The organism is Natronospira proteinivora (assembly GCF_024170465.1).
GTDB classification, from domain to species: domain Bacteria; phylum Pseudomonadota; class Gammaproteobacteria; order Natronospirales; family Natronospiraceae; genus Natronospira; species Natronospira proteinivora.
Map to the genome: position 1 here is coordinate 564,257 of NZ_JALJYF010000002.1, position 26,945 is coordinate 591,201.

A 26,945-nucleotide genomic window follows, 5' to 3' on the forward strand; every position below is an offset into this window, starting at 1 on the left:
TAAATCCCCAAACCTGAATCCAACAAGGCAGCATCTACCGCCCCTGCACCCAACAGTATTACTCCTTCGTGTCCTTCGTGTTCGATTTTCAACAACCTAACCGCCCCGAAATCATTCAATGACGATTTCGGCGGCGGGGTCGCGGCGGTTGTAGTTAGAGCTCATGACGCGGCCGTAGGCGCCGGCGTTGGCGATGGCCAGGACGTCGCCTTCGGTGCATTCGGGCAGCAGGCGTTCATTGCCCAGCACATCCCCGGTCTCGCAGATGGGCCCCACCACCGTGGCCGGGCTGCCCGCGGGTTCATTGGGCCGGGAGAGATTGACGATCTCGTGCCAGGCGCCATAGAGGGATGGACGGATGAGGCTGTTCATACCGGTCTCGATGCCCACATAGCGAGCCTCGCCCTTGCCCTTGGTCTGGGTCACCCGGGCCAGCAAGACCCCCGCACGAGCCACCAGGTAACGGCCCGGCTCGATCCAGAGTTGCTTGCCGGGAAAGGCCGAGGCCATGCTCTTGAGGGATTCGTCCATGGCCTCGGTATCCAGAGGCTGGTCGCCGGGCTTTTCCACCACGCCCAGGCCGCCGCCCAGATCCAGGATCTCCACATCGGGAAAGCGCTCGGCCGCCTCGCCCAGGATGATGGCGATCTGGCGCCAGTTGTCCGGGGTGCGGATGCCACTGCCACTATGGGCATGCAGGCCCACCACCCGGGCCCCGGCCGCTTCCACCAGGCGGGCGGCTTCATCCAGTTCGAACAGGGGAATGCCGAACTTGGACTGGATGCCGGCGGTGCGCACATGCTTGTGATGGCCCCGGCCCTGCCCCGGGTCCAGGCGCAGGAAGATATCCCGGCCGGCGAACAGCTCCGGCCAATGGATCAGGGGATGCAGATTGTCCAAAGTCACCCGCACGCCCTGCTCCAGGCCAAAGACATATTCGGCCCGGGGGGCGAAGTTGGGGGTGAAGAGAATGCGCTCGGGGTCCAGCCCCGGCAGTTGTTCTTTGACATGGCGGACCTCGCCGGGGGAGACGCATTCAAATCCGAAGCCAGCCCGCTCCACCTGGGCCAGAATCTGCGGGTGGGCATTGGCCTTGACCGCATACAGGACCCGGTCCACGGCGGTGACCGCGGCCAGTTCATCGATGGCCGATTGCACCGAGGGCAGGTGATAGACAAAGGCCGGGGCCTGTTCCACAGCCAGGCTGAGCAAGCGATCCCGGTCCTGCCACCACCAGCTGGCCGGGCGCAGGGGGGTGACCGCCTGGGGGCCGGGCTCGAACAGCTGCTGCCAGGTGGGGCCCAGCACCGGGTCGTCAGGGACCGTGTGAATCAGGCTGCGGTGCAGCTGCTCCACCAGGCGCGGGGCTTCGCCGGCCTCGATCACGGCGGTGAAGTTGAGATCATTGGCGGCCTGGCTGAGCAGGTGGATATGGCGCTCTTCAAAGACCTCCAGGGCCGGGCCCAGTTGATGCAGGATGGAACGGATACGCCGGCCCACCACGCTGACGGTGGCGCAATCCCGGATCAGGGTGGCACGGCAAAAGCCGGACAGATCATCCAGCAAGCCCGTCAAGACCTCTTCGCCCAGATCGTTGGCATCGGCATCCAGGGAGACGGTGACGTTGGTCTCGGAGGTGGAGACCAGGTCCACCGAGAGCCCGTGGCGGCTGAAGCAATCAAAGGCCCGGGCCAGGAAGCCCACTTCCTGCCACATGCCCAGGGTTTCCATGGAAACCAGCACCACGCCACTGCGGGTGGAGATGGCCTTGACCCGGGCTTCGGTATCGCCGCTGCCGGGGCCGATCTCAGTACCGTCCATGTCGGGATTGCCGGTATAGCGAACCCAAAGGGGAATCTGGTGGCGGCGCACCGGGGCGATGCAGCGGGGATGGAGAATCTTGGCGCCGGTGGTGGCGATTTCCTGGGCCTCGTCATAGTCCAGGCGGCGAAGCAGGCGGGCCGAGGGCAGGGCCTTGGGATTGGCACTGAACAGGCCGGGCACATCGGTCCAGATTTCCAGCCGCTCCGCCCCCAGGCGGGCAGCCAGATAGGCCGCCGAGGTGTCCGAGCCACCCCTGCCCAGCAGGGCGGGACCGCCCTCCGGATGGCGGGCAAAAAAGCCCTGGGTCAGCACCAGTTCGCCCCGGCCCTGCAGCCAGGCCTGGCCGCCCGGGTCGGCGGCATCGTCGCAGACCGCCGACAGCCAATCGGCGGCATCCAGGTCACGGGGTTGGATGCTCAACAGTTCAGTGGGGTCCACCGCATCCGGCGCCAAGCCGGCCGCTTCCAGGCGGGCCTCGGCCAGCACCCCGGCCAGGCGTTCGCCCTGACTCATGGCCCGGGCCCGCAGGCGGGGGGTCACCTCACCGATCAGGCGGGCCCCTTCCAGCAAGCGGCCCAGCTCTTCCAGCCCTTCTTCCAGGCCCGATTCCACCCCGGCCAAATCCATGCTGGCGGCCAGGCTCAGATGACGGGCACGCAATTCATCGATCAGGCTGTCCGGATCCAGACTGCTGATCCCGGCCAAAGCTTCGGCAATGGTGTCCGAGACACCGGCCAGGGCGGAATGGACCAGCAGCACCCGAAAACCGGCCTGTTTTCGTTTGGCCACCACGGTTTCGATCTGCTTCCAGTTGTCACTGGATGAAACACTGGTTCCGCCAAACTTGAGGACGACTAAGGGACTGCTGGGTTCCATTCTGTTACTCCTGAGTCTTGCTTGTGATTGGGTCTTGGGTTTATCGCGGATGAATCCGCTCCTACGGGTGGCCCATAGTTGATTATTCAGGACATAAAAAAACCGGCGCAGAGGCCGGTTTTTCGGAACAGATTTCCGGCATGCAAATCAACGGGCAGGGAACAGCTTTTTGCTGTCTGCCTCCTGTTTCACCCGTTTGCATTTGCTGGTCATGCTGCGCATGGCTTGGTCCTGTTCGGAAATATTGTTCAGTCATAAGCCCGGGTACGGTGAACCCGGGCGGCGCTACTTTACGCCCATTTTCAGGGCTGAGGCAAGGAAATTCTGACACGAAGGACACGAAGAAAGGCAGAAGGACGCGAAGGAAGACAATGGCTGGCGATCTCGCATCCGTAGGAGCGGATTCATCCGCGATCGGGTCTCGGGGTGTATAGCGGGTTCGGTGTTTTGAACACGGAGGACACGGAGAAGCCACGGAGAGCACGGAGGGTATAAATGTGGCGGCTGTAGGAGCGGATTCATCCGCGATTGGGTTTTGGGGGTGTAGCGGGTTGGGCCTTTGGAACACAGAGGGCGCGGAGGATCCGCAGAGATCACAGAGGGGTTATTTGTGAAGGTAACATCGCCTTGTGGGAGCGGCGTCCGCCGCGATCAATAGCGAGCTGGCTGGAAGTCGGGGCAGGAATGCCCCTCCCACAGCTAAGGCCTTGCCCATTTCCCCCTCCGTCTCCTCCGTGGCTTCTCCGTGATCTCTGTGTTCTTAAATAACCAGCCCTCTATGGCCCCGCAGGCCTATCGCGAATGAATTCGCTCCTACGGATACAGAACCGCTAGCCATTCTTTCCTTCGTGTCCTTCTGCCTTTCTTCGTGTCCTTCGTGTCACGCTTTTCAATCAATCAATTCCCGCGGCGGCGTTCCAGGGCGCTGTCCATTTCTTCGCGGGCCTGGGTGTGACGGAACTGTTCCCAGAGGACGGCCTCATCCTGATCGGCCATGGGGCGGTTACTGGTTTCAATGATGTCGTCGAACAGGCCACGCATATCGGACTCCCCCATCACCAGCATGGTGCAAAGCTGGCGCTGTTCATTGATGGTTTCATAACCGGCCTGGTTGACCCGCACTCCGGTCAGGGTCTGATCGGTGAGCTGACGGGACACGCTCTGGAAGGTGGAACCGGAGACGGTTTCTCCCTCGCTGGTACGGGTCTGCTGTTGGTAAGTCTCATCCATGGCTTCCACCCCCACTTCGATCTGGGCCGCCAGCATCTGGCGGGTCAGGGCGATGGCTTCACTGCGATCAATGGAAAAGCTGTCCGAGGCCGGCACGCAATTGGTCGCGGCCAGGCCATCGCTCACCTCACTCTGGGGATCGGCCACCCAATCGGGAATACGGTCTTCCGGGGCCTGCTCAGGGCCGGCACAGGCGGCCAATATCAGGGCCGCGACGGCCACGGTGGTGGTTTGCTTGAACATGATCTTCCCTCCTTTTAAAGAAACTCGATGAGATGCCGGCCCAGATCCCGGCCCAGGGCGTCACCCATACGGGACAGGACCCTGTCCTCCGCCAGGCCGGCGTCGGTGGAGCCTTCCCGGCTGCGGTGGCGGAATTGGCCCAAGGCTCGCCCTTCAGCGTCCCGGACCACCACATCGCCTTCGGCGAAGGCAAAATAGTCGGGGTCCCGGCTCACGGTGCGAATACGGATGTCACCGCCGATTACAAGATCCGGTGTCTGGTCGCCGCCCACCCGCAGGCCCTGTTCCAGCAAGCCGGATTTCAGGGCATGGGCGATTCGGCTATCAAAGGCCTCATCATCCACCTGGATGCGCAAGGCATCCAGGGCATCCCGGGCCTGATCGAGCACATGGGCATGGCTTTGGGAAACCGGATCCCGCATCGCAGCTTGGCGGGCAATCAGACTGAGTTGCTCCTCCAGCTGTTCAGCTTGGGCAAACTGCTCCAATGCAGGCAGGTAATGGCGGACCAGCGCCAGGCGGTCGCCCCCGTTGGGCACCTGCCCCGCCAACTCCTCAAGCCGGTCACGCACCCGGTTAAGCTGATTGGACAGACGCAGGGTGGCGGCGCTGCGGTCCAGGCGCACCAGCACATAGAGCACCTCGCTGGCTTCATCCACCACCGCCTCGGCCATTTCCATCTCATCCAGAGTGGTGTCCGGCACCCGCGTTCTCACCTGTTCGGCAAAACCGCGGGTCACCGGGCCGGCGCCGTCTTCGCGGACCCGCTCGATCCAACTCACGGTTCCCCCGGAGACGGTCACCCGCAAGCCCTGGATGAGATCGCTGCGGGCCCGGTCGGTGGCAATCCGACGGGCATGGGCCTGGTCATCGCGTACCGGAGAAGAACCCACCCCGTAGGCGTAGCGCAGGTCCTCGGGGGTCTCCAGCACCCAGTCAGGGACCCCGCCCGGGGCGGATTCTTCCGGCCCGGTGGCGCAGGCCGAGACGGCCAGGCCCAGCAGCATCAGTGACAATAATGGACGAAGGCGCACGTCACAGCCCCCGCCGGGATTGCTGCATGACCTTCTGAATACGCTTCTGACCATTCCAGACTTCCACATTGGTCTCCAGGTCCACCAGTCTCAGATCCACCTGATAGGAGGTGGCCCGGGTGCCGTCCAGACGATCCACGAAGGAATTGATGGTGCCGCTCAGGGCATAATCGGCCCCAAGCTCCCGGCCCATCTCGGCCCGGGTGGCTTCGTCGGCATGGAATTCCTGATCCCGGCGCTCTTCCCGGATGTCTTCCCGATCGGCGCCGCCGGCGACGAAATCCACCCGTCCGGCACGGATCAGTTCCCGGCGCAGATCATTGATGAAGGTCTCCACCGGAATATGCTCATGGGAGCGATTGCGCACGGATTGAATAATGACCCGGGGCCTGTCCCGATCCGGATTTGCACTGTGGAAGCGATCCACCCAGGGGAAGGTCAGCATTTCCTCGATCATGGCCTCGGAGACCAGGCGGGAATCGGTGGCATTCCAGCGATCGGTGAGATCCACCTGCTCATCCGGATCCAGGCGGGTCACTTCCGTGCCACCGCAGCCCACCAGCGTGGCGATCAATACCGTGATCAAGAGGCCTGGCAAAAATCGTTGCATCCTTCCTTCTCCCTGAATCGACCCTAATGGTTAAGACGAATCATAGCCTCATTGCGTTCCAGCGGGGGCAATAAATCATGCCGATGGGAAATACGCCGGGCCTGAAGCACATGGACATCCCCGGCGGAGACTGTCAGCCGGACGGTGGCCGATTCGCCCCCTTCGGGAATCATGAAACGACCGCTGGACAATCGCAACTCATGTTCCCCCGGGGGCAGTTCCAGGCGAACCACTCGAACCGCGGCGGGCAGCCCCTGCCAGGCCCGGGTGTCAGCCCGCACCGTGGCTGAGGTGCCGGCCCGGGCGAAGAGTCCCAGGAGCAATCCCGCTGTCCCGAATTCCTCTTCCAGTTCCCGGGCCGCCAGGGAGGCCAGGGAATGGCGCAGCAGCTCCCGGGCCACGGCCCGGCGCAATTCCTCCCCGGCTTCCATGAGCAGGTCCTGGTAGGCCATGTAAGTCAGATTGTCGGCCGTCTGGAAAACATGCTGGCCCTCGCCCACCCAGAGCTTGGCTGGCGGCGGAGGCGGACGCGGCGGGCCGGGATAGGGCACCGCCACCCGCACCCCGCCCCGCAGGGCGTCCACCAGGCCCAGGGATTCCAGTTGGCCCCAGAAGGGGCCGATATAGAAGCTTTTCTCGAAGCTGCCCCGGATCAGGCCTTCCAGGCCCCCCTGGCTGAAATGCGTGAGCCAGCCCAGGGGACCGGTATCGGCATACAGGGCCCGGAACCAGATCTCCTGGGCCATCTGCTCCTCATAGCTACCCACGGCCACCGGCTGAAGGGTGACCGAGCGTCGACGGGGGTCGGCATACATCACCAGATTGAGCTCGCCCCGGGGTGGCAGTCGATCCACATGCTGGATCACCACCACATGCGCAGTATCCGAATCGCTTTCCCGAATCCCTTGGGCGGCCGATTCGCCCAGCCGCTGTTCGGCCGTCTCGGCCACCGCCGACCAATTGCCCGTGACAGCCTCCATGCGAAAGGCATCCCGCCAGGCCCGGTCCACCATCCCCTCATCGATGGCAAACTGCTGGGCGTAGCCCTCTTCGTACAACTCCGCCGCCCGCTGGTAGGCAATACGGGCATCATCCAGATCGCCGGCCTTCTCATACAAGACACCGCTGAGGTAGCGCAACCAGGCCGCTTCCCGGAACTGCAGCAGATTGGGATCGCTGATATCCGCGGAAATACCATGGAAGGCCTGCAACAGGCCGGACATGCGATTGGCTTCCCGGTCGGCGGCCGCCTCCTGGTAATCCCCCTCCAGCAGCATCAACTCCCGCAGCCGGGCATCCAGGCGGCGGGTCTCCACCAGGGCACTGTCCAGGTGACGGCGCCGGGTGACCCGGTCATCACTTTGCTGGGCCAGGTGGGTGAAGTTCAGGGCCTGGAAATAATGGATGTAGGCCAGCTCATAGGCCGTGCCCCGGTAGGGCGCATTGCGCGGATGGCTCAGGGCGGCACGCACGGCATCACTAAAATAGCGAGTATAGAGGGCATCGCCGATGTCTTCGGCGGTAAGCAGATAGTCAATGCTCTGCTGATAGTCTCCGGCCAGGTGGGCAATCACCCCCTGCTCCAGGTGATAGAGCAGGCGATCATCCCCTTCCGGGTCCAGCACCTCACTCAGGCTTTCCCGAGCAGCCTCGTACTCCCCGGCATCGGCCATGCGCAGGGCCCCGCCCACCTCGTCACCATAGGTGGCACAGCCGCCAAGCAGGGTCAGGCTCAAACAGAGCGCCAGCCAGGGTGTATTCCGCATCGGGTTTTGCCGTCAGTCTCATTGGGTCACACGATTATGCTACATCAGGCCATGGACAGGCGGCGCATCATGGTCGGTCCGGAATGAATCCGATAGCATGTCAAGGAATACCCGGCACAAGGACTGAATGGACCATGGTCAGCAAGCGGCGGGCGCCGGCCCGGGAAATATTCGGCTGGGCGATGTTCGACTTCGCCAACCAGGCCTACACCCTGTTGATCATCACGGTGATCTTCGGGGATCTGTTCACCCGGGTGATTGTGGGCGACGGGCCGGATTACCGTCTGGGCAATCTGCTCTGGAGCCTGGCACTGGCGGTGAGCTATTTCCTGGTGGTGGTCAGCGGCCCGGTTTGCGGGGCGATCATGGACTATTCCCGCAGCCGCAAGCGCTTTCTGTTTGCCAGCTATGTGCTCACCATCACCGCCACTGCCCTGCTCTACTTCGTGGAGCCCGGCTGGATTGTGCTGGCCATGGTGCTGATCATCGTCTCCAACTTCGCCTATGCCATCGGCGAGAACTTCATTGCCAGCTTTCTGCCGGACCTGGGTCCCCGCAAAGACCTGGGCTGGATTTCCGGCCTGGGCTGGGGCCTGGGTTATATCGGTGGCTTGATCGCCACCGCCTTCACCCTGGTGGTGTTGGGGGAGGTGGCGGCGGACAACTTTGATCGACTGCGCTGGGTGGGACCCTTCGCTGCGGGCTTTTTCCTGCTGGCCGCCATTCCCACTTTCCTCTGGCTCCGGGAGCGGGGACGCCGGCGTACCGTGCCGGTGGGCAGCAGTTACGTTCGCGCCGGCTTCCAGCGACTCCGGGACACCTACCAGCAACTGCGCCAGTTCCGGGATCTGAGCATTCTGCTGATCTCCATCTTTTTCACCATGGCCGGCATCTACATCATCATCAGCTTCTCCTTCATCTACGGGGCCCAGGTGATTCAGTGGGATGAATCGGTGCGGATGATGATGTTTGTCACGGTACAAATCACGGCGGCGGTAGGGGCCCTGGGCTTTGGCTTTTTGCAAAGCCGCATTGGCGCCAGGCTGACCTATCTGATCACCCTGGCATTGTGGATGGGCGCGATTATCGCCATCTGGCAGACCCCCAATGTGGCGGCCCTGGCCCAGAGCCTCTGGTCCCTGGAGTGGGAAGCCCAGTATGTCTTCCTGTTTGCCGGGGTCTTGGCCGGCTTGAGCCTGGGTGCGGCCCAATCAGCCGGGCGGGCATTGGTGGGGGTGCTTACTCCCCGGGGCAAGGCGGCGGAGTTCTTCGGTTTCTGGGGTTTCGCCTCCAAACTGGCGGCCATCTTCGGCATCCTGGGCCTGGGTCTGATCCAGGCCTGGCTGGGCCTGGCGGATGCCATTCTCTTCTGCCTCAGCCTGTTCATCCTGGCCTTTATCTTCGCCCTACCCGTCAACGAACAACGCGGCGAACAAGTCGCCGAGAACTGGCGGGAGCGGGGTGAGGGTTGAATGGATGACACGAAAATCGAACACGAAGGGATTGTAATGTTGCTGGGCTACGGGGCGGTTGATGCTGTCTTGTTGGATTCGGGGTTGGTAATTTAACACGGAGATCACGGAGGGCCACGGAGAACACGGAGTTGAATTGGGTGCGGGCCTATCGTAGGAGCGAATTCATTCGCGATGATTCTGTGGGCAGTGGGAGCGGCGTCCGCCGCGATCAAAGGGCAAACCCTCTGGCAATCGCGGCGGACGCCGCTCCCACAAACTCCCATTCATCCACTCCGTGCCCTCCGTGGTTCTCCGTGATCTCCGTGTTCCAATAAACCAACCCTCTACACCCGCCGAGACCCGATCGCGGATAAATCCGCTCCTACGGATGCAGGGTCACCAGCAATATTTCCCTTCGTGTTCGTTTTTCAAATCCATCTAACGCTCAATCACAAAGTAAAGGTGTAGTGCAGGAGGATGCCGGCGAAGATGAAAAAGCCAGCCCAGTTGTTGGAAAGGAAGGCACGGAAGCAGTCGTCCCGGCGGCGGCGATAGATGAGCATCTGTTGCCAGATCATGTTGACGGCGGCGAAGGCCAGGCCCCAGTAATAGGCCGCGCTCAACTCCGCCTGCTGGCCGATGAGATAGAGGGTCCATAGAAAGGCCGCCTGGATCAGACCGATGATGAGCCGGTCCAGGTCCCCGAACAGGATGGCCGCTGACTTGACGCCGACCTTGAGATCATCGTCACGGTCCACCATGCCGTAGATGGTGTCATAGGCCAGGGCCCACAACACCACGGCGATAAACACCAGCCAGGCCAGTTCACTCAGCCCACCGGTCTGAGCCGCCCAGACCATGGGCGCCGCCCAGCCGAAAGCGATACCCAGATAGCCCTGGGGCAGATAGGTATAACGCTTCATGAAGGGATAGGTGGCAGCCAGGAAGATGCCGACAAAGGCCAGCTGAATGGTCAGCACATTGGTGGTGAGCACCAGGCCAAAGGCCAGCAGCCCCAGCACCACGAACAGCATGATGGCTTCCCAGGCCTGGATAGCACCGGTGGCCAGGGGCCGGTCCTTGGTGCGTTTTACATGTCCGTCGATATGGCGGTCGGCAAAGTCATTCATGACGCAGCCGGCGGCACGCATGACAAAAACCCCCAGTACAAAGACCACAAACACATGGGGGTCGGGTTGTCCTTCACCGGCCAGCCACAGGGCCCAAAGGGTGGGCCATAGCAGCAGGAAGGTGCCGATGGGTCGGTCGATTCGCATCAGGCGAATGTAGTGACCCACCCGGTCGCGAGCCGCCGGCAATTGCGCCTGAACGAAATGACTGCGGCGCAACCGTTTAAGCTGCCGCATCAAACGTTGCGAGGGGCGTGGACTCATTCCGCCTCTCCCTGCAGAAAACATTCCACAATCACCATGGCCTGACCACCCACCACCAATCGAGAACGCCGTGCCCACAGGGACGACGGCTGCCGATCCAGGCCGTCACACGCCCGCCGGACCAGGGGATCGTCAGCGGCCAGGCGCGCCACGCAGAGATCTTCCCGACTCGCCGTGGCATCGGAAAAGAGTCGGGTACCCAGGGGCTGGTCTCCCAGAGAACTCACCCATTCCAGGCGATCCAGCAAGGCGGCGGGGATGTGGCTGACCGCGTAGATCAGCGGTCTGCCCGCGGCATATAGGCGAACCTCCCGCCGCAGGGCGCCGTCACCATCGCTGACTTCGCTGAGTCTTTCCACTTCCACGGGGGCACCCAGGCTGGCTTCCAGACGCCCAGTCAGGGAACCAGCCTCCACCAGCCAGGGCCAGTTACGGGGCCGATCAGATTCGGCCACCTGATCGGGGCTCAACCAGGTCGCGCGGGTTTGGGTTTCAGGCTGTCGGCTGGGGGTACTCATGGCGGGCGATATTGTAGCATCGTGTCGGTACAATGCTTCATGGTGAAATGAAGTCCAAGCAAGGATCAGCCCGGACCGGATCCGGAAAGGAAGGGATGTAGTGTGGACAGCGGGTATTCAGTCTGGACGGTGGTGGGCAATGCTGATGCTTCCGCTCATCTACAGTCTCGCTGCACCGAGCGAAGCCCTGGACCCGGCACGCGACGTGGATCAATACATCCACGAAATCTGGACCAGCCAGGACGGACTGCCCCAGAATTCTGTCAATGGCTTGACCCTGGGTCCGCAAGGATACCTTTGGCTGGCCACCTATGACGGACTGATTCGTTTCGACGGCCAACGTTTTGAGCGCCTTGAAGATGACGCCCTGCCCGGCCGTCGTCTTCGAATCATCGGCGATAACGAACAAGGCTTCTGGATCAGTGGTGAGCTGCGAGGCTTGGCTTTCTTCGACGGGGAATCGGCTCAGGCCGTTGAGCTGAACGGCGACGAGATGAACTGGCCCTTGTCTCACATCAAGGGAGACCTGGACGAAGCCTGGATTGGGGCCAACAACGGATTGTTTCACCTCAGCCAGGGTCGGCTGAGGCAGCAGGACAATGGCCTGCCTACCGACAGCGCCATCATGAAACTGGCCCGTTTCGGCCCCGAGAACCGCTTGGCGGCAGGCGGGCTAGCCGGGCTGTTTGTTCAGCAGGAGGATGGCTTCCGGCAAATTGCCCCTTCCGCCTTGGGGTATATGGCGGTCTACAGTCTGCTGGCATCCGGAGACACTCTTTGGGCGGGGGGCGATGCCGGCCTTTATCGGGTGGACATGGATGCCGACACCGATGCGCCAACGGTCTCGGCCACCGGGTGGCAATGGCCTGCTTCGGACAGCGCTTCCATCCGGGCCCTGCACCAGGATAGCGAGAAAAACATCTGGGCCGGCATCCAGGGCCGCGGTGTGGGGCGCATGAATGAACACGGCCATCAACTACTGACCCGTGACCAGGGGCTGAGCAATCACAATATCAGTGATTTTTTCCAGGGACCGGAAGGCAGTCTCTGGATCGGCACCGACGGGGGTGGCCTGAATCGCCTGCGCAATGGAGAGATCATTGCCTATGGCGGTGAACGCAGTGCTATCAATCATTCCATTCTTCCCATTATTGAAGGCAAAGATGGGGATCTCTGGCTGGGTGGTGTTTGTTCCGGGGTACATCGCTTTCGGGATGGAGAAGTCCTGGCGTCTCTGGCCGAGGAAGAAGGCCTGGACAACAGCTGCGTCTACAGCTTGTTGATGGATTCAGACGGTACGCTGTGGGCCGGCACCTATGGCGGTGGCGTTTTTCGTCGCCAAAACGGGGGGGATTTTCAACAGTTGGCCCTGGCGGACAGTTCGGGGGATGAAGCAAGCCTGGATGACAATATCGTGGTCACCGCCCTGACTCAATCCGATGACGGCCGTATCTGGCTGGGTAGCAACCAGGGCCTGTTCCTCTACCAACCCGAAGCCAATCATGCTCGCCGGATAGCGGGCAGCTCGGATCATTTCATCCAGCAGATCACCCTTCATGATCAGACGCTGTGGCTGGCCACGACCCAGGGCGCTTACCTTGCCAGTCTGCCCGAGCAAGCAGAGGACCGTCTGGCAACGTCGTTAACCATCAAGCCACTTAGCGACGATTCACGGCTGGTGGACGTGCGTGTACGTGAAATCCTTCCGGATGAAGATGGCGTCTGGATCGGGACCTACGGCTCCGGCCTTCAGTTCTGGGACGGGGAAGATCTGCATGGCTTGGGTCGAGAGCAGGGCCTGCAGGAAATGGTGGTCTCCCGCATTCTGCGTACCGATAACGATGACCTGCTCTTAAGCGGCAATCAGGGTATCAGCCGCGTCTCACGCGAAGCCCTGATGGCTGTAATCCGGGGTGAGCAGGATCAGGCAGTGGTGGAGCTGCTGGGTGTCAAGGACGGTATGCTGGTGGCCGAAACCAATGGTGGGGGACAGCCGGCCGGCATAAGGGATAGCCAGGGCCGCTACTGGTTCCCCACGGTTGATGGCATCGTGCTGCTGGAACCGGGCCGCATGGAGCGCAACCTCCGCCCGCCACCGGTACATATTGAGGAAATCCGGGTTGCCGGGGAAACACAGGGCCTGGAAGGACCCATTTCCATTCCCGCACAGCGTCGGGAAGTGGAGATTCGCTTTACCGGCCTGAGCTTCATTGCCCCGGAACGTATGCAATTTCGCTATCGACTGGACGAAGAGGCGCCCTGGGTGGATGTGGGCAATCGCCGCACCCTGCACCTGGCCCATCTACAGGGAGGTCGACACCGCCTGGAAATCATGGCCGCCAATGAAAACGGTATCTGGAGCGAGGAGACCGCAACCATTGTGCTGGAAGTGGAACCGCCCTTCCGGGAGACCCTCTGGTTCCCGCTCAGTTTGGTGGCGGCTGTTGCCGCCGGCCTGGGCGGCCTGTTTGCCCTGGGCCTTCTCCGCGCCCGCCGCCAGCGGGCCTATCTGCAAGCCCTGGTTCAGGAGCGTACCGCCGCGTTGGAGGCCGCCAATCGGAAGCTCACCACCCAGGCTTCCCAGGATGGCCTCACGGGCGCCGGCAACCGCCACGTCCTGCGCAGCCGCTTGCGAGACAACTGGGAAGATTGCCGGGCACGGCAGGCGCCCATGAGCTTGCTGATGATGGATATCGACCATTTCAAGGAATACAACGATGTCCACGGTCATGTGGAAGGTGACAACTGCCTCAAGCGGATTGTCCAGGCCCTGAACCCGGACCTGCGGCCGGTGGATAGCCTGATTCGTTATGGCGGGGAAGAATTTGTGGTGTTGCTGCCGGATACGGATGCGGTAGCCGCCGCCAGCATTGCCGAACGCCTTCGCCAGACCATTCTGTCATTGGCGCTGCCCCATGATGCCTCGCCGGTGGAGCGCGTGGTGACCATTTCCATTGGCACCGCCACTGTCTGTCCCCATCGAGGTGGCACCTCGACCAGCCTGCTACGAGCCGCCGACGAGGCGCTCTATCAGGCCAAGGCCCAGGGACGAAACTGCATCAGACAGGCCGAGCCGGCAACCGGCGATTCGGACGATAGTTAGGGGCTGCATGGCTAGACACTGACATACTGGCTGGCCTCCCCCACCCAGCGCTGCATGAGAGCCCGAGCCAGCTCGGGCTCCCGCGCCAAAAGGGGATCAGCCGCCTGGGCCACTGGACCAAGCAGGTCATTGTCCCGCATGAGATCAGCGATACGCAGCTCCGCGGCACCCGTCTGGCGGGTGCCCAACACTTCGCCAGGCCCCCGCAGTTCCAGGTCACGACGGGCGATCTGGAAGCCGTCATTGGTCTCGCGCATGATTTCCAGTCGGGCCCGCGCCACTTCATTGAGCGGGGCGCGATAGAGCAGCACGCAACTACTGGCTTCACGGCCCCGGCCGACCCGGCCACGCAACTGATGGAGCTGGGACAGACCCAGATGTTCGGCGTTTTCCAGAATCATGAGACTGGCATTGGGGACATCAACCCCCACCTCGATCACGGTAGTGGCCACCAGCAGCTGAATCTCGCCCGACTTGAAAGCGGCCATCACCGACTCCTTGTCGGCCGCCTTCATGCGCCCATGGATCAGGCCCACCCGAATATCCGGCAGGGCCTCGGCCAGTTGCTCGGCACTCTCTTCGGCGGCCTGGCACTGCAGCACTTCCGATTCCTCCACCAAGGGGCAAACCCAATAGACCTGCCGGCCGTCGGCACAGGCCTCGGCTACCCGGGCGACCACATCACTGCGGCGGGATTCCGGCAGGGCGACGGTTTTCACCGGGGTACGGCCCGGTGGCAATTCATCGATCAGGGAGACATCCAGGTCGGCATAGGCGGTCATGGCCAGGGTCCGGGGAATGGGCGTGGCGGTCATGATCAGCTGATGGGGGCGATGGCCGTTTTCCGATCCCTTCTCCCGCAAGGCCAAGCGCTGATGGACCCCGAAACGATGCTGCTCGTCCACCACCGCCAGGGCCAAGTCCTTGAAACGCACCTGGTCCTGGAAGAGGGCATGGGTCCCCACCGCCACCTGCAACTCGCCATGGGCCAGGGCCTTCAAGGACCAGCGCTTCTCGGCCGCCGCCTGCTTACCGGAAAACCAGCCCACCCGAACCCCCAGGGGGGCCAGCCATTCCCGAAAGTTCTGGAAATGCTGTTCGGCCAGAATCTCGGTGGGGGCCATTACCGCCACCTGGCCACCGGACTCCACCGCCCGCAAGGCGGCCAGCACGGCCACCACCGTCTTGCCCGAACCTACATCCCCCTGAACCAGTCGCAACATGGGAGCGGTTGATTCAATATCCTGAAATACTTCCCGGGTGACCCGCTCCTGGGCACCGGTGAGCCGAAAATCCAGGCCCGCCAAGAAAGCCTTGACCAGATGACCATCTCCCTTGAGGGCACGGGCCTTGTCGTCACGGAAGTGGGCCCGGGCGAGACGCAGGCTCAGGCGATGGGCCAGCAGTTCCTCAAAAGCCAACCGTCGCCGGGGCGGATAGTCCTCTTCCAGCAAGCGGGTCACCGAGACGTCCGGCGACGGCCGGTGCAAAGCCTCCAGGGCCTGATAAAGATCCATGGCCAGCGCCTTTGGCAGGTAATCGGCCGGCAGCAGATCCTGGAGCTGTTCGGGGTGCTTTCGGATATAGGCCAGGGCCTGGGTGATGAGATCCCGCAGGCGATTCTGATTGAGCCCCTCGGTGGTGGGATAGATGGGGGTCAGGGCCTCTTCCACCGGGCTGCCGGGCTCCACCTGTCGGTACTCGGGATGCACCATCTCCAGGCTGTTGCGCCCCCGTCGAGCCTCGCCGAAGCAGCGCAAATGAGCACCGCGTTTCAAGCGCTCCACCTGGGCCCGGGAGAAGTGAAAGAAACGCAGGACCAGCGCTCCGCTGCCATCGGAAATCGAGACCAGCAGACTGCGACGGCGGCGATAGACCGTTTCAGCATGCTGCACCCGGCCTTCAATCACGGCCCGGTCGCCATGCCGCAGCTGGCCGATGGGAATCACCCGGGTCCGGTCCTCCCAGCGCAGGGGTAGGTGAAACAGCAGATCCTGGATGCGAAAAATACCCAGGCGCTCCAGCTTTTCAGCCAGGCGCGGGCCGACCCCCTTGAGATAGGTCAGATCGCTTTCCGTCGGGACGGGATCGGCCGACTCACGCTGGGCCATGGGAACGCCTTATTGATCCAGGACCATGACCCCGTCCATTTCCACCTCGGCGCCCTTGGGCAGCTGGGCAACGCCCAGGGCGGCCCGGGCGGGATAGGGTTGGCTGAAATATTCCTGCATGAGCTCGTTGACAGTGGCGAAATGAGAGAGATCGGTGAGATATATCTGCAGTTTCACCACATCGGCCAGGCTGCCGCCGGCGGCCTGGCAGACGGCGCTGAGGTTATCGAAGACCCGATGGATCTGGGCCCGGATGTCGCCTTCGATGAGCATGCCACTGGCCGGGTCCAGGGGAATCTGGCCGGAGAGGTAAACAGTATTGCCGGCACGAATGGCCTGGGAATAGGGCCCGATGGCATCGGGGGCCTGATCGGAGTGCACGGGTTGGCGCGACATGAGGCTTCCTCGTCTGGCTGATTGAGCGTTACTGGATATTTGAACAGTGCTCAGTGTCTGAAATGTGGCCTGTTTGTGCAAGTACCGCCGGTATTCTCCTAGCACAGCTTGAGGAAGGGGGACTGTTCAGGAACGGGTACGGTTGACGCGGAGGGTTTCGGGCATGGCACGGATGGAGCGCATGATGTTGGCCAAGTGCTTGCGATCGCGCACATTGAACACGAACTGGAGGGTGGTATAGGTGCCATCCCGCTCCTGGACATTCACGTGCTCAATATTGGATCCCTGCTCGGACATGGTAGCAGCCATGCGGGCCAATACGCCGCGCTTGTTCTCCACATCCACCCGCACATCCACGGAGAATTCCCGGGCCAGATCCTTCTCCCACTGAACCTCGATCCACTTGTCGGGATCGTTGCGGTATTCCTGCAGGTTGGAACAATCATCCCGGTGAACCATGATGCCCCGCCCCTGGCTCAGGTAACCCACAATGGGATCCCCGGGAATGGGATAGCAGCAACGAGCCAGATTCACCACCATGCCCTCGGTACCACTGATGGTCAGTGGTGTACCACCGTCACCCTCACCATCTTCGGTCTCGTCCACCACCAGGCGGCGAGCGATGATGGGCGCCATGCGTTGTCCCAAACCGATCTGTTCGTAGAGATCTTCAATCTCATCCAGCTGGAACTCTTCCAGTAGCACGGCAATCTGGGATTGGGGCACCTTGCGCAGCTTCACATTGAGCTGATCCAGGGCACGCTCCAGCAGGCGGCGCCCCATCTCCACCGCATCCTCATGGTGAACATTCTTGAGGTAGTGGCGAATGGCGGTGCGCGCCTTGGCGCTGACCACGAAATTAAGCCAGGCCGGATTGGGGCGGGCATTGTCTGCGGTTATGATTTCCACGGTCTGGCCATTGACCAGCCGGGTACGCAGGGGCGCCAGTCGGCGGTCGATCTTGACCGCCACGCAGGCATTCCCCACGTCGGTATGGACCGCATAGGCAAAGTCCACGGCAGTAGCCCCCCGGGGCAGACGGCGGATATCCCCCTTGGGAGTGAAGACATATACCTCGTCGGGGAAGAGATCCACCTTGACGTTCTCCAGAAACTCCATGGAGTTGCCGGAGCCCTTCTGCATTTCCAAAACGCCCTTGAGCCACTCCCGGGCCCGAATCTCGTCGGGACCGGAATCGTCGTTCGTCTCACTGGACTTGTACAGCCAATGGGCGGCAATACCGGTCTCGGCGATACGGTCCATGTCCTCGGTTCGAATCTGAACCTCGATGGGCACGCCGTGAGGACCAAACAGGGTGGTATGCAGGGACTGATAGCCGTTGGCCTTGGGGATGGCGATATAGTCCTTGAAGCGACCAGGCACCGGCTTGAAAACACCATGTACCAGACCCAGCACCCGGTAACAGATATCCACCGAATCCACTGTCACGCGAAAGCCATAGACATCCAGCACATCATTCAGGGACAGCCGTTTTTTCAGCATCTTCTGGTAAACGCTGTAGATGTGCTTCTCCCGGCTCTCCACCCGGGCATGGATGCCATACACGTTCAGCGCTTCGGCAAAGGCATTGTCAATCCGCCGGAAGATTTCCTTCTGGTGCCCGCGTGCCCGGCGCAGATGCCGGCTGATGACCCGGTAGCGGGTGGGATAGAGTGACTTGAAGCCAAGGTCTTCCAGCTCAAGGCGAATACTGTTGATACCCAGACGCCCCGCGATGGGGGCATAGATCTCCAAGGTTTCCCGGGCAATGCGACGCCGTTTGGCCGGGGGCATGACCCCCAGGGTGCGCATATTGTGGAGACGGTCCGCCAACTTGACCAGGATGACCCGGATATCCTCCACCATGGCCAGAAGCATCTTGCGGAAGTTTTCCGCCTGGGCTTCGGCCTTGGAACGAAAACGGATCTGGGTCAGCTTGCTGACACCGTCCACCAATTGGGCCACGTCCTCGCCGAAACGCTCAGCGATATCATCCTTGGCGGTGGGGGTATCCTCAATGACGTCGTGCAGGATGGCGGCAATGAGGGTTTTATAGTCCATCCGCAGTTCGGACAGAATGCCGGCCACTGCCACCGGATGGGAGATATAGGGTTCCCCGCTCAGGCGACGCTGACCCTCATGGGCCTCAGCGCCGAAACAAAAGGCCTGCTCCACCGACTCCACCTGGGCTTCGGGAAGGTAAGCGGCCAGTTTGGCCAGAAGTTCGTCGATCCCCACCGCCCGCCGGGCCCGGCGGCTCTTGGCATATTTGGTGGCGACCTCTCCCATCTAGGAACTCCCGGCGTTACCCTTTGGCAACTCAGTATTGGGGCAACTCAGTGACTGGCGTCGGACTCGCCCTGTTCGCCGGTACCGGCCGAGCGGCTGGCCTGTTCCGCTGCGGCAGCGGCTTCGGCAGCCATGGCTTCCTGGGCCTCGCGGGCCTCTTCAGCCTCCAGGGATTCCTTGTTCACCAAACCCTCGGCGATCTCGCGCAGCGCCACCACGGTGGGCTTGTCATTTTCCAAGGGAACCAGGGGATCGGCACCCCGTTCCAGCTTGCGCGCCCGCTTAGTGGCCACCAGCACCAACTCGAACTGGTTGGTGCATTTCTCGATGCAATCTTCAATGGTTACACGTGCCATAACTCTATTCCCTAAGACATTGTCTGATGGTGAAAAGTTTAGTTCAGACGCCCATGGGGCGCCATCGATAAAACCCTTATTCCGGGGTTTCGGCCAGCAACCGCTCGGCCAGTTCCCCCACGGCGGGCCGACTGGCCTTCAAATTGCTGCCTTCGCCGGCGACGATCCGCTGCATATCGGCCAGGGCGCGGTGGAAATCATCGTTGATCACCGCATAGTCGAACTCCGACCATTGCAGCAATTCGGCGTGGGCCTCACGCAGGCGACGCTCAATCACCCCGTCACTGTCGGTGCCACGCCCCCGCAGGCGACGTTCCAGCTCCTCCCGGCTCGGGGGCAGTACAAAGATGCTGCGCCCCTCCGGCATCATTGTCCGGACCTGGCGGGCCCCTTGCCAGTCAATTTCCAGCAAGACGTCATGACCCTCGGCCAATTCCCGGTCCACCTGGCCCCGGGCGGTGCCGTAGCGATTGCCAAAGACCTGGGCATGCTCGAGAAACTCGCCGGCATCGATCATGGCCACGAAGCGGTCTTCATCCACGAAGACATAATCCCGGCCGTTCACTTCCCCTTCGCGGGGCGGGCGGGTGGTGTAGGAGATGGAAAAGCTCAGACGCGGCTCATGGGCCACCAGTTCCCGAACCAGGCTGGTTTTGCCGGCCCCGGAAGGCGCGCTGACTACCCAGAGATTACCCCTTTCCATCGCCTCACTCATTCCACATTCTGAATTTGTTCGCGCATCTGTTCGATGGCCACCTTGAGTTCCACCGCCGCGGCGGTGGTTTCACTGTCCTGGCTCTTGGAACCCAGGGTATTGGCCTCCCGGTTGAATTCCTGCATCAGGAAATCCAGTCGGCGCCCGATGGCCTCGTCCCGCTCCAGGGCATCTTCCACCTCGGCCACATGGCTTTCCAGGCGGTCCAGTTCTTCATCCACATCCAGCTTCTGGGCCACCATGGCCAGCTCCTGCTCCAGCCGGCCTTCGTCCACTTCCAGGTCCAGCTCGGCCAGGCGGCTACGGTATTTGTCCCGCAGGCCGGCCAGTACCTGGGGCACCCGTTCGCGAACCTGGGCCACCACCGTGGCGATGGTCCGGCAGCGGGCCAAAAGCATCTCCCGGGTGCGGGCCCCTTCCCGGGCCCGGTAGGCGGCGAGTTCGCCCAGGGCCGACTCCAGACCGGCCAGGGCATCCCGGCGCAGGGCTTGCGGATCCGGCGACGGTCGGCGGACCAATCCCGGCCACTGTATCAGTTCGCCCAGACTGGGCGCGCGGGCAGTGGGCAGGCGCTCGGCCAGGGCCGCCAGGGCATGACTCAAGTCATCGGCGGTGGCCTGATCCAGGGCCAGCCCCCGGCTGCCCTCCTCGGGCTGTTCCAGACGCAAACTGGCATCCAGTTTGCCCCGGCGAAGGACCGCTTCCACCGCCGCCCGACACTGGGGCTCGGCGGCCCGCACAGCCTCGGGCAGGCGGAAATTCATTTCCAGGTAACGATGATTGACCGAGCGCAACTCCCAGACCAACACGCCGGCATCGGTCTGAGTCTCGCTCCGGGCAAAGCCGGTCATGCTGTTGGTCATGCGGAAATTCCTGGCCGAAGGACGACGCCCTGATCGCCGATGCCCGCGCCGGGGCGCCGGTGCTGTTAGAATACGCGCCGTTTAGTCAGAGAACCGTGCATTATACGCGAGAGGGGCCGACGGCTCCATGCACTTCGCGGCCGGGGAGCCCAGCTTTGGAAATCGAGACCGCCGATATCACCTTGACCGGCGATCGCCAGAACAACCAGGACCGGCTCACCCTGATGGTGGGAGACAAGACGGTCATGCTGGGCGTGGCCGACGGCATGGGCGGTCATTCGGACGGGGCGCTGGCGGCGGAGACGGCGGTGCGCGCCTGGTCGGCGGCCTTCAAATCCTCCGGCAAGCTCCTGCGGGCCCCGGTGAAGTTCCTCGAACACGCCATGCACCGGGCCCACCGCAAAGTCGCCGAGCTGGCCGAGGGAGTGAGCCAGGAAAAGGCCCCCGGGACCACCGGGGTGCTGGCCCTGATCAATAACGGCAAGGTTCGCTGGATCCATGCCGGGGACAGTCGGGCCTATCTTTTCCGGGACGGGCGCATCCGCCGACGCAGCCGGGATCACAGCGTGGTGGATGAACTGCTCAACCGGGGCCAGATCAATGACGAGGAGGCCTTGAGCCATCCCATGCGTCATTATGTGGATTCCTGTCTGGGCGGCCCTGAAGGCGAGCCGGCCCTGAGGCTGCGGCGACGCCTGAGCCTGCGGCCCCGGGATATCGTGCTGCTCTGCAGTGATGGCTTCTGGGGCGCATTGGACATGGAGGCCGCCGCCCGCACCCTTTGCGAGGCTAAGGATCTGGATGCCGGTCTCACGGCCCTGGCCGAACAGGCTGCGAAAAACGCGGCTCCCGACAGCGATAACATCACCGCCGTGGCGGTGCGCTGGTTGGCCCCGGAATAAGCCGGCGCCAATCTTCCATAGATCATCACTGTTTCAAACCCAAGGAGTTATCGAATGCGACATGACGGCCGCAGTGCGGAACAGTTGCGCGAGATCCGTTTGACCCGGCATTTCACAATGCACGCCGAGGGCTCGGTGCTTAGCGAGTTCGGCAATACCCGCGTGATTTGCACCGCCAGCGTCAGTGAGCGTGTGCCCGGCTTTCTGCGCGGCAGTGGCAAGGGCTGGGTCACCGCCGAGTACGGCATGCTGCCCCGCGCCACAGGCAGCCGCAGCGACCGAGAAGCGGCCCGTGGCAAGCAGGGCGGCCGGACCCTGGAAATCCAGCGCTTGATCGGCCGATCCCTGCGGGCGGTAATGGACCTGGATGCCCTGGGCGAGCGGGCCATTGTGCTGGACTGCGATGTCCTTCAGGCCGATGGCGGCACGCGCACGGCAGCCATCACCGGCGCCTGGGTGGCTTTGAAGGATGCCATCAACGGCCTGCTGGCCGACGGCGTTATCAAGAAGGACCCCATGCACGGCCAGGTAGCGGCGGTCTCCACCGGTATTGTTGACGGCCAGGCGGTACTGGATTTGGATTACCCGGAGGACTCGGGCGCCGAAACCGACCTTAATGTGGTAATGAACGAAGCCGGCGCCTTTATCGAAGTCCAGGGTACCGCCGAGGGCCATGCCTTCCGGCGGGATGAACTGGACGAAATGCTGCGGCTGGCGGAGATAGGCATCAAGGAACTCCAGGCCCATCAGCTGGCGAGCCTGAAGCAGGACTGAGGGAGGCGCGTATGGCTTTGTCTGAACTGGTTCTGGCCAGCAACAATCCGGGCAAATCGGCGGAGATGGGTGAAATCCTCGCCGAGATGGGGATCAATGTCATTTCCCAGCGGGACTTCAACACCCCGGAGGCGAAGGAGACCGCCAATACCTTCGTGGAGAACGCCCTGATCAAGGCCCGCAATGCCGCCGCCTACAGCGGCCGGACTTGCCTGGCGGATGACTCCGGCCTGTGTGTGGACGCCCTGGAGGGTGAGCCGGGGGTGCGCTCGGCCCGATACGCCGGGCCCGATGCCAGCGACCAGGATAATGTGGATAAGCTGCTCAAGTCCCTGGCGGATCGAAAGGGGCCGGAACGCCGGGCCCGTTTTGTCTGTCTCATGGTCTGTCTGCGTCGAATGGATGATCCCCTGCCCCTGATCGCCATGGGGGAGTGGACCGGGCATATCGCCGAAGGACCCCGGGGGGAGGGCGGCTTCGGCTATGACCCGATCTTCATACCGGATGGCGATCAGCGGACCGCCGCCGAGCTGCCCAAGGCGGAGAAAAACCGCATCAGCCATCGAGGCCAGGCCCTGGCGCAAATGCAGCAAGCCCTGCTGGCCCTCAAGCAGGGCTGAGGACACATGCCCCACCAGATTCCACAATCGAGCACCCCGTTCGGCCACGTGCCGCTGGGGCTCTACATCCACCTGCCCTGGTGTGAGAAGAAGTGCCCCTATTGCGACTTCAACTCCCATGCCCTGACCGGCCCCATCCCGGAGGCGGATTACGTCACCGCCCTCAAGGCGGATATGGACCGGGAAGCGGCCTATGCCCAGGGACGGGTGATTGAGACGGTCTTCATCGGCGGCGGCACCCCCAGCCTGTTCTCGGCCCGGGCCATCGGCGAGGTACTTGAGCATGCCGAGCAGACGGTGGGACTGGCCCCGGATGTGGAAATCACTCTGGAGTCCAATCCCGGCAGCGCCGAGGCCGAACGATTCAGGGACTATCGCGCCGCCGGGGTGAATCGGCTTTCCATCGGGGTGCAAAGTTTTGATGACCGGGCCTTGAAGGCCATCGGCCGCATCCACGACAGCGACCAGGCCCGGGAAGCAGCCCGCATGGCCCGGGAAGCCGGCTTTGAGCGGCTCAACCTGGATCTCATGTTCGGCCTGCCCGACCAATCCGAGGACCAGGCCCTGGCGGATGTGGAGACCGCCCTCGCCCTCGATCCGGATCATATCTCCCACTATGAGCTGACCCTGGAGCCCAACACGGCCTTTCACAGCCGCCCGCCCGAGCTGCCGGACGAGGACCAGCGCTGGGCCATGCAGGAACGCTGTGGAGAAGGCCTTGAACGGGCGGGACTGGGCCGCTACGAAATTTCGGCCTGGGCCCGGCCCGGGCAGGCCTGCCGGCACAACCTCAACTATTGGCGATTCGGTGATTATCTGGCCATCGGCGCAGGCGCCCACGGCAAGCACAGCCTGAATGACGGTCAGGTCTGGCGAAACCGAAAGCATCGGATTCCCCAGCGCTTCATGGCCCTGACCACCCAGGGCGAAGCCGAGGTCAGCCGCCACGCCCTGACCCCGGAGAACCGGGTCTTTGAATACATGCTCAATGCCCTGCGCCTGGTGGAAGGCTTCTCCGAGGGGCATTTTGAACGGCTCACCGCACTTGACGCCGAGCGCATTCGCCCCGCCCTGCGCCAGCTGCAACGGGAAGGACTGATGCAGCAGGCCGGTGAACAGTGGCGGCCCAGCGCCCGGGGCCTGAATTTTCTCAATGAACTGCAGGCGCGATTCCTGCCGGAGGCGGCCTGATGGAGGAACTGTCCTCCCCCGCCATCACCTGCCCCTGGTGTTTTGAGAGCATCGAGATCCAGCTGGAGCCGGAGTCGGAAGCCGGCGAATGGGTGGAAGACTGTTCGGTCTGCTGCCACCCCATTAACCTGACCCTGAGCATCGAACCCGACGGGCGGTGGCAGATACAGGCCGACAGGAGCCACTGATTCCCTCGACCGCCGACACAGAAACGCCGCTGTCAAGGGATTTATTCACATGAAATCACGAGCAAGGCCGAGCCCTGCCTGATCCGTCCCCGGGCATGGAATCACACTTTAGATAATCCTTAAGTTTCTGTTTTTACTGAATAAAAAATGAATGGCCATTTCTTGGCCGATCCAATAAAGAAGCCGATAACAAAGGCCCGGGAGCGACTTGGCCCCATTTTCTCCACAGACTTATCCACAGATACTGTGGAAAGACGAGAAAGCCCTTTCGGGACGGTGGCTTAGCAACTTTTCCTCATGCAACATGAAAAACATAAAGATCGAAGGCACGGAATAGGGACACAGACGCGGGAAAATCGGACACAGGACTTGCCGTAGAGCCCCCAGGGCTTTACAATTTCGCGTTTCCAAATTTCAGCGGCCAGGCAAACCCGCCGGGCCGACAGCAGTCGGGATAGCAACGCCATGAAAGCGCAGATCCATCCGGAATACGCCGAAGTCAACGTGACCTGCAGCTGCGGGAATCAATTCACCACCCGCTCCACTCTGGGCAAGGACCTGCAGGTGGAAGTGTGCTCTGCCTGCCATCCCTTCTTCACGGGCAAGCAGAAAATCATGGACACTGCGGGCCGAGTGGACAAGTTCCGTCGCAAGTACGGTCGCAAGAGCGCCTAACATCCCCTTGCCGGCCGGTACGCCCCTTGGGCGTGCCGGCCTGTCCCCACCCGTCTGTCATTCCCGCTCCATCTGGCCTATAATCGGGCGCCCGGTTCAGGGTGCCAGGTCCTGGTGCCCGCCGGTTTCGATCGTCCGCATGTCCATATTTCACGGGATGTCAGGCCACGGCCGACACGCCGCTGCGAGCGACAACGCTCAGCGCTGCGAACGAATGCGCATCTCGTGTAAAGGCAGGCCGGGCCAGGGGGCCCGCCGGGCGGCGACCGTGATAACAGGTTTCCACAGAAGCGAGACAACATCATGAGTGACAAGACCTGCAAGCTTGGCATGCCGGGCAAGGAAGGCGGCACCGAACTGCCCATTCGCGAGGGTACTTTGGGTCCGTCCACCGTGGACATCGGGCAGCTCTACAAGTCCGAAGGCATCTTCACCTTCGACCCGGGCTTTACCTCCACCGCCAGCTGCAAGAGCGCCATCACCTTCATCGACGGTGAGAAGGGCCAGCTTCTGTACCGAGGCTATCCCATTGAGCAGCTCGCCGAGCACTCCAGCTTCCTGGAAGTCTCCTATCTGCTCATGTACGGCGAACTGCCCAAGCGGGAAGAACTGGAAACGTTCAAGAATTCCATCCTCTACCACACCATGATCAATGAATCGCTGCTGCGGTTCTTCAATGGCTTTCATTACGATGCCCACCCCATGGCCATGATGACTGGGGTGGTGGGTTCCCTGTCGGCTTTCTATCACGACGAGAACGCCATGCGGGACCCGGGGCAGCGGGATACCTTCGCCCATCGCATCATCGCCAAGATGCCCACCATTGCGGCGGCGGCCTACAAGCATTCCATCGGCCAGCCCTTTATGTATCCGCAGAACCATCTGGGCTACTGTTCCAACCTGCTGCATATGTTCTTCTCGGTACCGGCGGAGGCCTATTCCCCGGATCCGGTGGCGGCCGAGGCTTTGGATCTGCTGTTCATCCTGCACGCTGATCACGAGCAGAATGCGTCCACTTCCACCGTGCGCCTGGCCGGCAGCACCGGCACCAATCCCTATGCGGCCATCGCCTCCGGCGTCACCGCCCTTTGGGGCCCGGCCCATGGTGGTGCCAATGAAGCCGTGCTGGCCATGCTCAATCAGATCGGCGATGTGAAAAACATCCCTGAGTACATTGCGCGCGCCAAGGACAAGGACGATCCCTTCCGGCTGATGGGCTTCGGCCACCGGGTCTACAAGAATTACGACCCCCGCGCCAAGATCATCCGGGAGATGTGCTACAAGGTCTTGAAGCGCTTGGGCAAGGAGAACGATCCCTTGCTGGAACTGGCCATGGAGCTGGAGCACATCGCCCTGAACGACGATTACTTCGTGGAGAAGAAGCTCTACCCCAATGTGGATTTCTATTCCGGGATCATCTACAAGGCCCTGGGCATTCCGGTGAGCATGTTCACGGTGATGTTTGCCATTGCCCGCACCGTGGGCTGGACGGCCCATTGGATGGAGATGGTCAACGATCCGGCCATGCGCATCGGCCGCCCCCGTCAGCTGTACGTGGGCGAAGGGCCCCGGGATTACTTGTCCCTGGATCGCCGCTAAACGTTTTCGGCCGGCTCTTGGCCGTAAACACAATGAACCGGAGCCCGGCAGCGGGCTCCGGTTTTTTTGTGCCGAAACCCTCATGAGTAACAGCCCCCAAGTCCAGCTACTTGAGCAACTCAAACGAAGCCAAAGCCAACTAACCGCCTCCACCGCTTTCCAACTGGAGGATTGAGCACATGGTGGGATTTTCCAGGGCTAGGCCACTCGCCAA

22 protein-coding genes are annotated in these 26,945 nt (G+C 62.2%); 9 read left to right on the forward strand and 13 right to left on the reverse strand.

The window, feature by feature from the left end; all coding sequences use genetic code 11:
* Positions 1 to 111: 111 nt before the first annotated feature.
* The 5 genes from J2T60_RS09715 to J2T60_RS09735 form a co-directional block, all read right to left on the reverse strand.
* Positions 112 to 2,700: a bifunctional aspartate kinase/diaminopimelate decarboxylase gene (locus J2T60_RS09715; protein WP_253449113.1), complete on the reverse strand. Its 2,589-nt coding sequence runs from the start codon at positions 2,698 to 2,700 to the stop codon at positions 112 to 114.
* A gap of 897 nt (positions 2,701 to 3,597) precedes the next feature.
* On the reverse strand, positions 3,598 to 4,173 hold the full coding sequence (locus J2T60_RS09720; protein ID WP_253449116.1) for a hypothetical protein: 576 nt from the start codon (positions 4,171 to 4,173) through the stop codon (positions 3,598 to 3,600).
* A gap of 14 nt (positions 4,174 to 4,187) precedes the next feature.
* Positions 4,188 to 5,207: an LPP20 family lipoprotein gene (locus J2T60_RS09725; RefSeq protein WP_253449119.1), complete on the reverse strand. Its 1,020-nt coding sequence runs from the start codon at positions 5,205 to 5,207 to the stop codon at positions 4,188 to 4,190.
* Position 5,208: 1 nt separating this feature from the next.
* The gene (locus J2T60_RS09730; RefSeq protein ID WP_253449122.1) at positions 5,209 to 5,817 is read right to left on the reverse strand and encodes a penicillin-binding protein activator LpoB; all 609 of its coding nucleotides are present in this window, start codon (positions 5,815 to 5,817) and stop codon (positions 5,209 to 5,211) included.
* A 23-nt stretch (positions 5,818 to 5,840) separates the two neighbouring features.
* Entirely contained in the window at positions 5,841 to 7,583 is a 1,743-nt protein-coding gene (locus J2T60_RS09735) for a COG3014 family protein (RefSeq protein WP_253449125.1), read from the reverse strand.
* A gap of 134 nt (positions 7,584 to 7,717) precedes the next feature.
* Between J2T60_RS09735 and J2T60_RS09740 the strand changes: the two genes are divergently transcribed.
* Entirely contained in the window at positions 7,718 to 9,055 is a 1,338-nt protein-coding gene (locus J2T60_RS09740; RefSeq protein ID WP_253449129.1) for an MFS transporter, read from the forward strand.
* A gap of 431 nt (positions 9,056 to 9,486) precedes the next feature.
* Here J2T60_RS09740 and ubiA read toward each other — a convergent pair whose 3' ends face one another.
* Complete coding sequence (gene ubiA / locus J2T60_RS09745) at positions 9,487 to 10,404, reverse strand: 4-hydroxybenzoate octaprenyltransferase (protein WP_253450810.1); 918 nt, start codon at positions 10,402 to 10,404, stop codon at positions 9,487 to 9,489.
* A 23-nt stretch (positions 10,405 to 10,427) separates the two neighbouring features.
* Complete coding sequence (locus tag J2T60_RS09750) at positions 10,428 to 10,949, reverse strand: chorismate--pyruvate lyase family protein (RefSeq protein ID WP_253449132.1); 522 nt, start codon at positions 10,947 to 10,949, stop codon at positions 10,428 to 10,430.
* A gap of 139 nt (positions 10,950 to 11,088) precedes the next feature.
* On the opposite strand from J2T60_RS09750, the gene J2T60_RS09755 reads away from it, so the two are divergent.
* Positions 11,089 to 14,052, forward strand: a complete 2,964-nt coding sequence (locus J2T60_RS09755) for a ligand-binding sensor domain-containing diguanylate cyclase (protein WP_253449135.1) — start codon at positions 11,089 to 11,091, stop codon at positions 14,050 to 14,052.
* Between the two features lie 11 nt (positions 14,053 to 14,063).
* On the opposite strand, the gene recG is transcribed toward J2T60_RS09755, so the two are convergent.
* The 6 genes from recG to J2T60_RS09785 all read right to left on the reverse strand — a co-directional run bounded on the left by recG (position 14,064) and on the right by J2T60_RS09785 (position 20,782).
* Positions 14,064 to 16,163: an ATP-dependent DNA helicase RecG gene (recG, locus tag J2T60_RS09760; protein ID WP_253449138.1), complete on the reverse strand. Its 2,100-nt coding sequence runs from the start codon at positions 16,161 to 16,163 to the stop codon at positions 14,064 to 14,066.
* Positions 16,164 to 16,172: 9 nt separating this feature from the next.
* A complete protein-coding gene (ridA, locus tag J2T60_RS09765; RefSeq protein WP_253449141.1) occupies positions 16,173 to 16,559 on the reverse strand; it encodes a deaminase RidA in 387 nt (128 codons plus the stop codon).
* Positions 16,560 to 16,685: 126 nt separating this feature from the next.
* Positions 16,686 to 18,848, reverse strand: coding sequence for a bifunctional GTP diphosphokinase/guanosine-3',5'-bis pyrophosphate 3'-pyrophosphohydrolase (gene spoT, locus J2T60_RS09770; RefSeq protein WP_253449144.1), 2,163 nt, complete (start codon positions 18,846 to 18,848; stop codon positions 16,686 to 16,688).
* Positions 18,849 to 18,895: 47 nt separating this feature from the next.
* Complete coding sequence (rpoZ, locus tag J2T60_RS09775; protein ID WP_253449147.1) at positions 18,896 to 19,204, reverse strand: DNA-directed RNA polymerase subunit omega; 309 nt, start codon at positions 19,202 to 19,204, stop codon at positions 18,896 to 18,898.
* Between the two features lie 76 nt (positions 19,205 to 19,280).
* The gene (gene gmk, locus J2T60_RS09780) at positions 19,281 to 19,919 is read right to left on the reverse strand and encodes a guanylate kinase (protein ID WP_253449149.1); all 639 of its coding nucleotides are present in this window, start codon (positions 19,917 to 19,919) and stop codon (positions 19,281 to 19,283) included.
* Entirely contained in the window at positions 19,916 to 20,782 is an 867-nt protein-coding gene (locus tag J2T60_RS09785) for a YicC/YloC family endoribonuclease (protein WP_253449152.1), read from the reverse strand. Before J2T60_RS09785 ends, gmk begins: the two co-directional genes overlap by 4 nt.
* Positions 20,783 to 20,937: 155 nt before the next feature.
* Between J2T60_RS09785 and J2T60_RS09790 the strand changes: the two genes are divergently transcribed.
* From J2T60_RS09790 to J2T60_RS09820, 7 genes are all read left to right on the forward strand, one after another.
* Positions 20,938 to 21,684 (forward strand): PP2C family protein-serine/threonine phosphatase, encoded by a 747-nt coding sequence (locus J2T60_RS09790; protein ID WP_253449155.1) that lies wholly within the window; start codon positions 20,938 to 20,940, stop codon positions 21,682 to 21,684.
* Positions 21,685 to 21,738: 54 nt separating this feature from the next.
* Positions 21,739 to 22,458: a ribonuclease PH gene (gene rph / locus J2T60_RS09795; RefSeq protein WP_253449158.1), complete on the forward strand. Its 720-nt coding sequence runs from the start codon at positions 21,739 to 21,741 to the stop codon at positions 22,456 to 22,458.
* A gap of 11 nt (positions 22,459 to 22,469) precedes the next feature.
* Complete coding sequence (gene rdgB, locus J2T60_RS09800) at positions 22,470 to 23,078, forward strand: RdgB/HAM1 family non-canonical purine NTP pyrophosphatase (protein WP_253449161.1); 609 nt, start codon at positions 22,470 to 22,472, stop codon at positions 23,076 to 23,078.
* Positions 23,079 to 23,084: 6 nt separating this feature from the next.
* On the forward strand, positions 23,085 to 24,269 hold the full coding sequence (gene hemW, locus J2T60_RS09805) for a radical SAM family heme chaperone HemW (protein ID WP_253449163.1): 1,185 nt from the start codon (positions 23,085 to 23,087) through the stop codon (positions 24,267 to 24,269).
* Positions 24,269 to 24,457 carry a zinc ribbon domain-containing protein gene (locus J2T60_RS09810; protein WP_253449177.1) on the forward strand — a complete coding sequence of 63 codons (189 nt, stop codon included), beginning with the start codon at positions 24,269 to 24,271 and terminating at the stop codon, positions 24,455 to 24,457. Before hemW ends, J2T60_RS09810 begins: the two co-directional genes overlap by 1 nt.
* 465 nt (positions 24,458 to 24,922) lie before the next feature.
* Positions 24,923 to 25,132: a 50S ribosomal protein L31 gene (gene rpmE, locus J2T60_RS09815; protein ID WP_253449180.1), complete on the forward strand. Its 210-nt coding sequence runs from the start codon at positions 24,923 to 24,925 to the stop codon at positions 25,130 to 25,132.
* A gap of 303 nt (positions 25,133 to 25,435) precedes the next feature.
* On the forward strand, positions 25,436 to 26,731 hold the full coding sequence (locus tag J2T60_RS09820; protein WP_253449183.1) for a citrate synthase: 1,296 nt from the start codon (positions 25,436 to 25,438) through the stop codon (positions 26,729 to 26,731).
* The last annotated feature ends 214 nt before the right edge of the window (positions 26,732 to 26,945 follow it).

Excerpts from the sequence above, each read along its gene's own strand:
- J2T60_RS09715 (WP_253449113.1), bottom strand. The coding sequence starts at position 2,700 with ATGGAACCCAGCAGTCCCTTAGTCGTCCTCAAGTTTGGCGGAACCAGT.
- J2T60_RS09720 (WP_253449116.1), bottom strand. The coding sequence starts at position 4,173 with ATGTTCAAGCAAACCACCACCGTGGCCGTCGCGGCCCTGATATTGGCC.
- J2T60_RS09730 (WP_253449122.1), bottom strand. The coding sequence starts at position 5,817 with ATGCAACGATTTTTGCCAGGCCTCTTGATCACGGTATTGATCGCCACG.
- J2T60_RS09735 (WP_253449125.1), bottom strand. The coding sequence starts at position 7,583 with ATGCGGAATACACCCTGGCTGGCGCTCTGTTTGAGCCTGACCCTGCTT.
- J2T60_RS09740 (WP_253449129.1), top strand. The coding sequence starts at position 7,718 with ATGGTCAGCAAGCGGCGGGCGCCGGCCCGGGAAATATTCGGCTGGGCG.
- ubiA (WP_253450810.1), bottom strand. The coding sequence starts at position 10,404 with ATGCGGCAGCTTAAACGGTTGCGCCGCAGTCATTTCGTTCAGGCGCAA.
- J2T60_RS09750 (WP_253449132.1), bottom strand. The coding sequence starts at position 10,949 with ATGAGTACCCCCAGCCGACAGCCTGAAACCCAAACCCGCGCGACCTGG.
- J2T60_RS09755 (WP_253449135.1), top strand. The coding sequence starts at position 11,089 with ATGCTGATGCTTCCGCTCATCTACAGTCTCGCTGCACCGAGCGAAGCC.
- recG (WP_253449138.1), bottom strand. The coding sequence starts at position 16,163 with ATGGCCCAGCGTGAGTCGGCCGATCCCGTCCCGACGGAAAGCGATCTG.
- ridA (WP_253449141.1), bottom strand. The coding sequence starts at position 16,559 with ATGTCGCGCCAACCCGTGCACTCCGATCAGGCCCCCGATGCCATCGGG.
- spoT (WP_253449144.1), bottom strand. The coding sequence starts at position 18,848 with ATGGGAGAGGTCGCCACCAAATATGCCAAGAGCCGCCGGGCCCGGCGG.
- rpoZ (WP_253449147.1), bottom strand. The coding sequence starts at position 19,204 with ATGGCACGTGTAACCATTGAAGATTGCATCGAGAAATGCACCAACCAG.
- gmk (WP_253449149.1), bottom strand. The coding sequence starts at position 19,919 with ATGAGTGAGGCGATGGAAAGGGGTAATCTCTGGGTAGTCAGCGCGCCT.
- J2T60_RS09785 (WP_253449152.1), bottom strand. The coding sequence starts at position 20,782 with ATGACCAACAGCATGACCGGCTTTGCCCGGAGCGAGACTCAGACCGAT.
- rph (WP_253449158.1), top strand. The coding sequence starts at position 21,739 with ATGCGACATGACGGCCGCAGTGCGGAACAGTTGCGCGAGATCCGTTTG.
- rdgB (WP_253449161.1), top strand. The coding sequence starts at position 22,470 with ATGGCTTTGTCTGAACTGGTTCTGGCCAGCAACAATCCGGGCAAATCG.
- hemW (WP_253449163.1), top strand. The coding sequence starts at position 23,085 with ATGCCCCACCAGATTCCACAATCGAGCACCCCGTTCGGCCACGTGCCG.
- J2T60_RS09810 (WP_253449177.1), top strand. The coding sequence starts at position 24,269 with ATGGAGGAACTGTCCTCCCCCGCCATCACCTGCCCCTGGTGTTTTGAG.
- rpmE (WP_253449180.1), top strand. The coding sequence starts at position 24,923 with ATGAAAGCGCAGATCCATCCGGAATACGCCGAAGTCAACGTGACCTGC.
- J2T60_RS09820 (WP_253449183.1), top strand. The coding sequence starts at position 25,436 with ATGAGTGACAAGACCTGCAAGCTTGGCATGCCGGGCAAGGAAGGCGGC.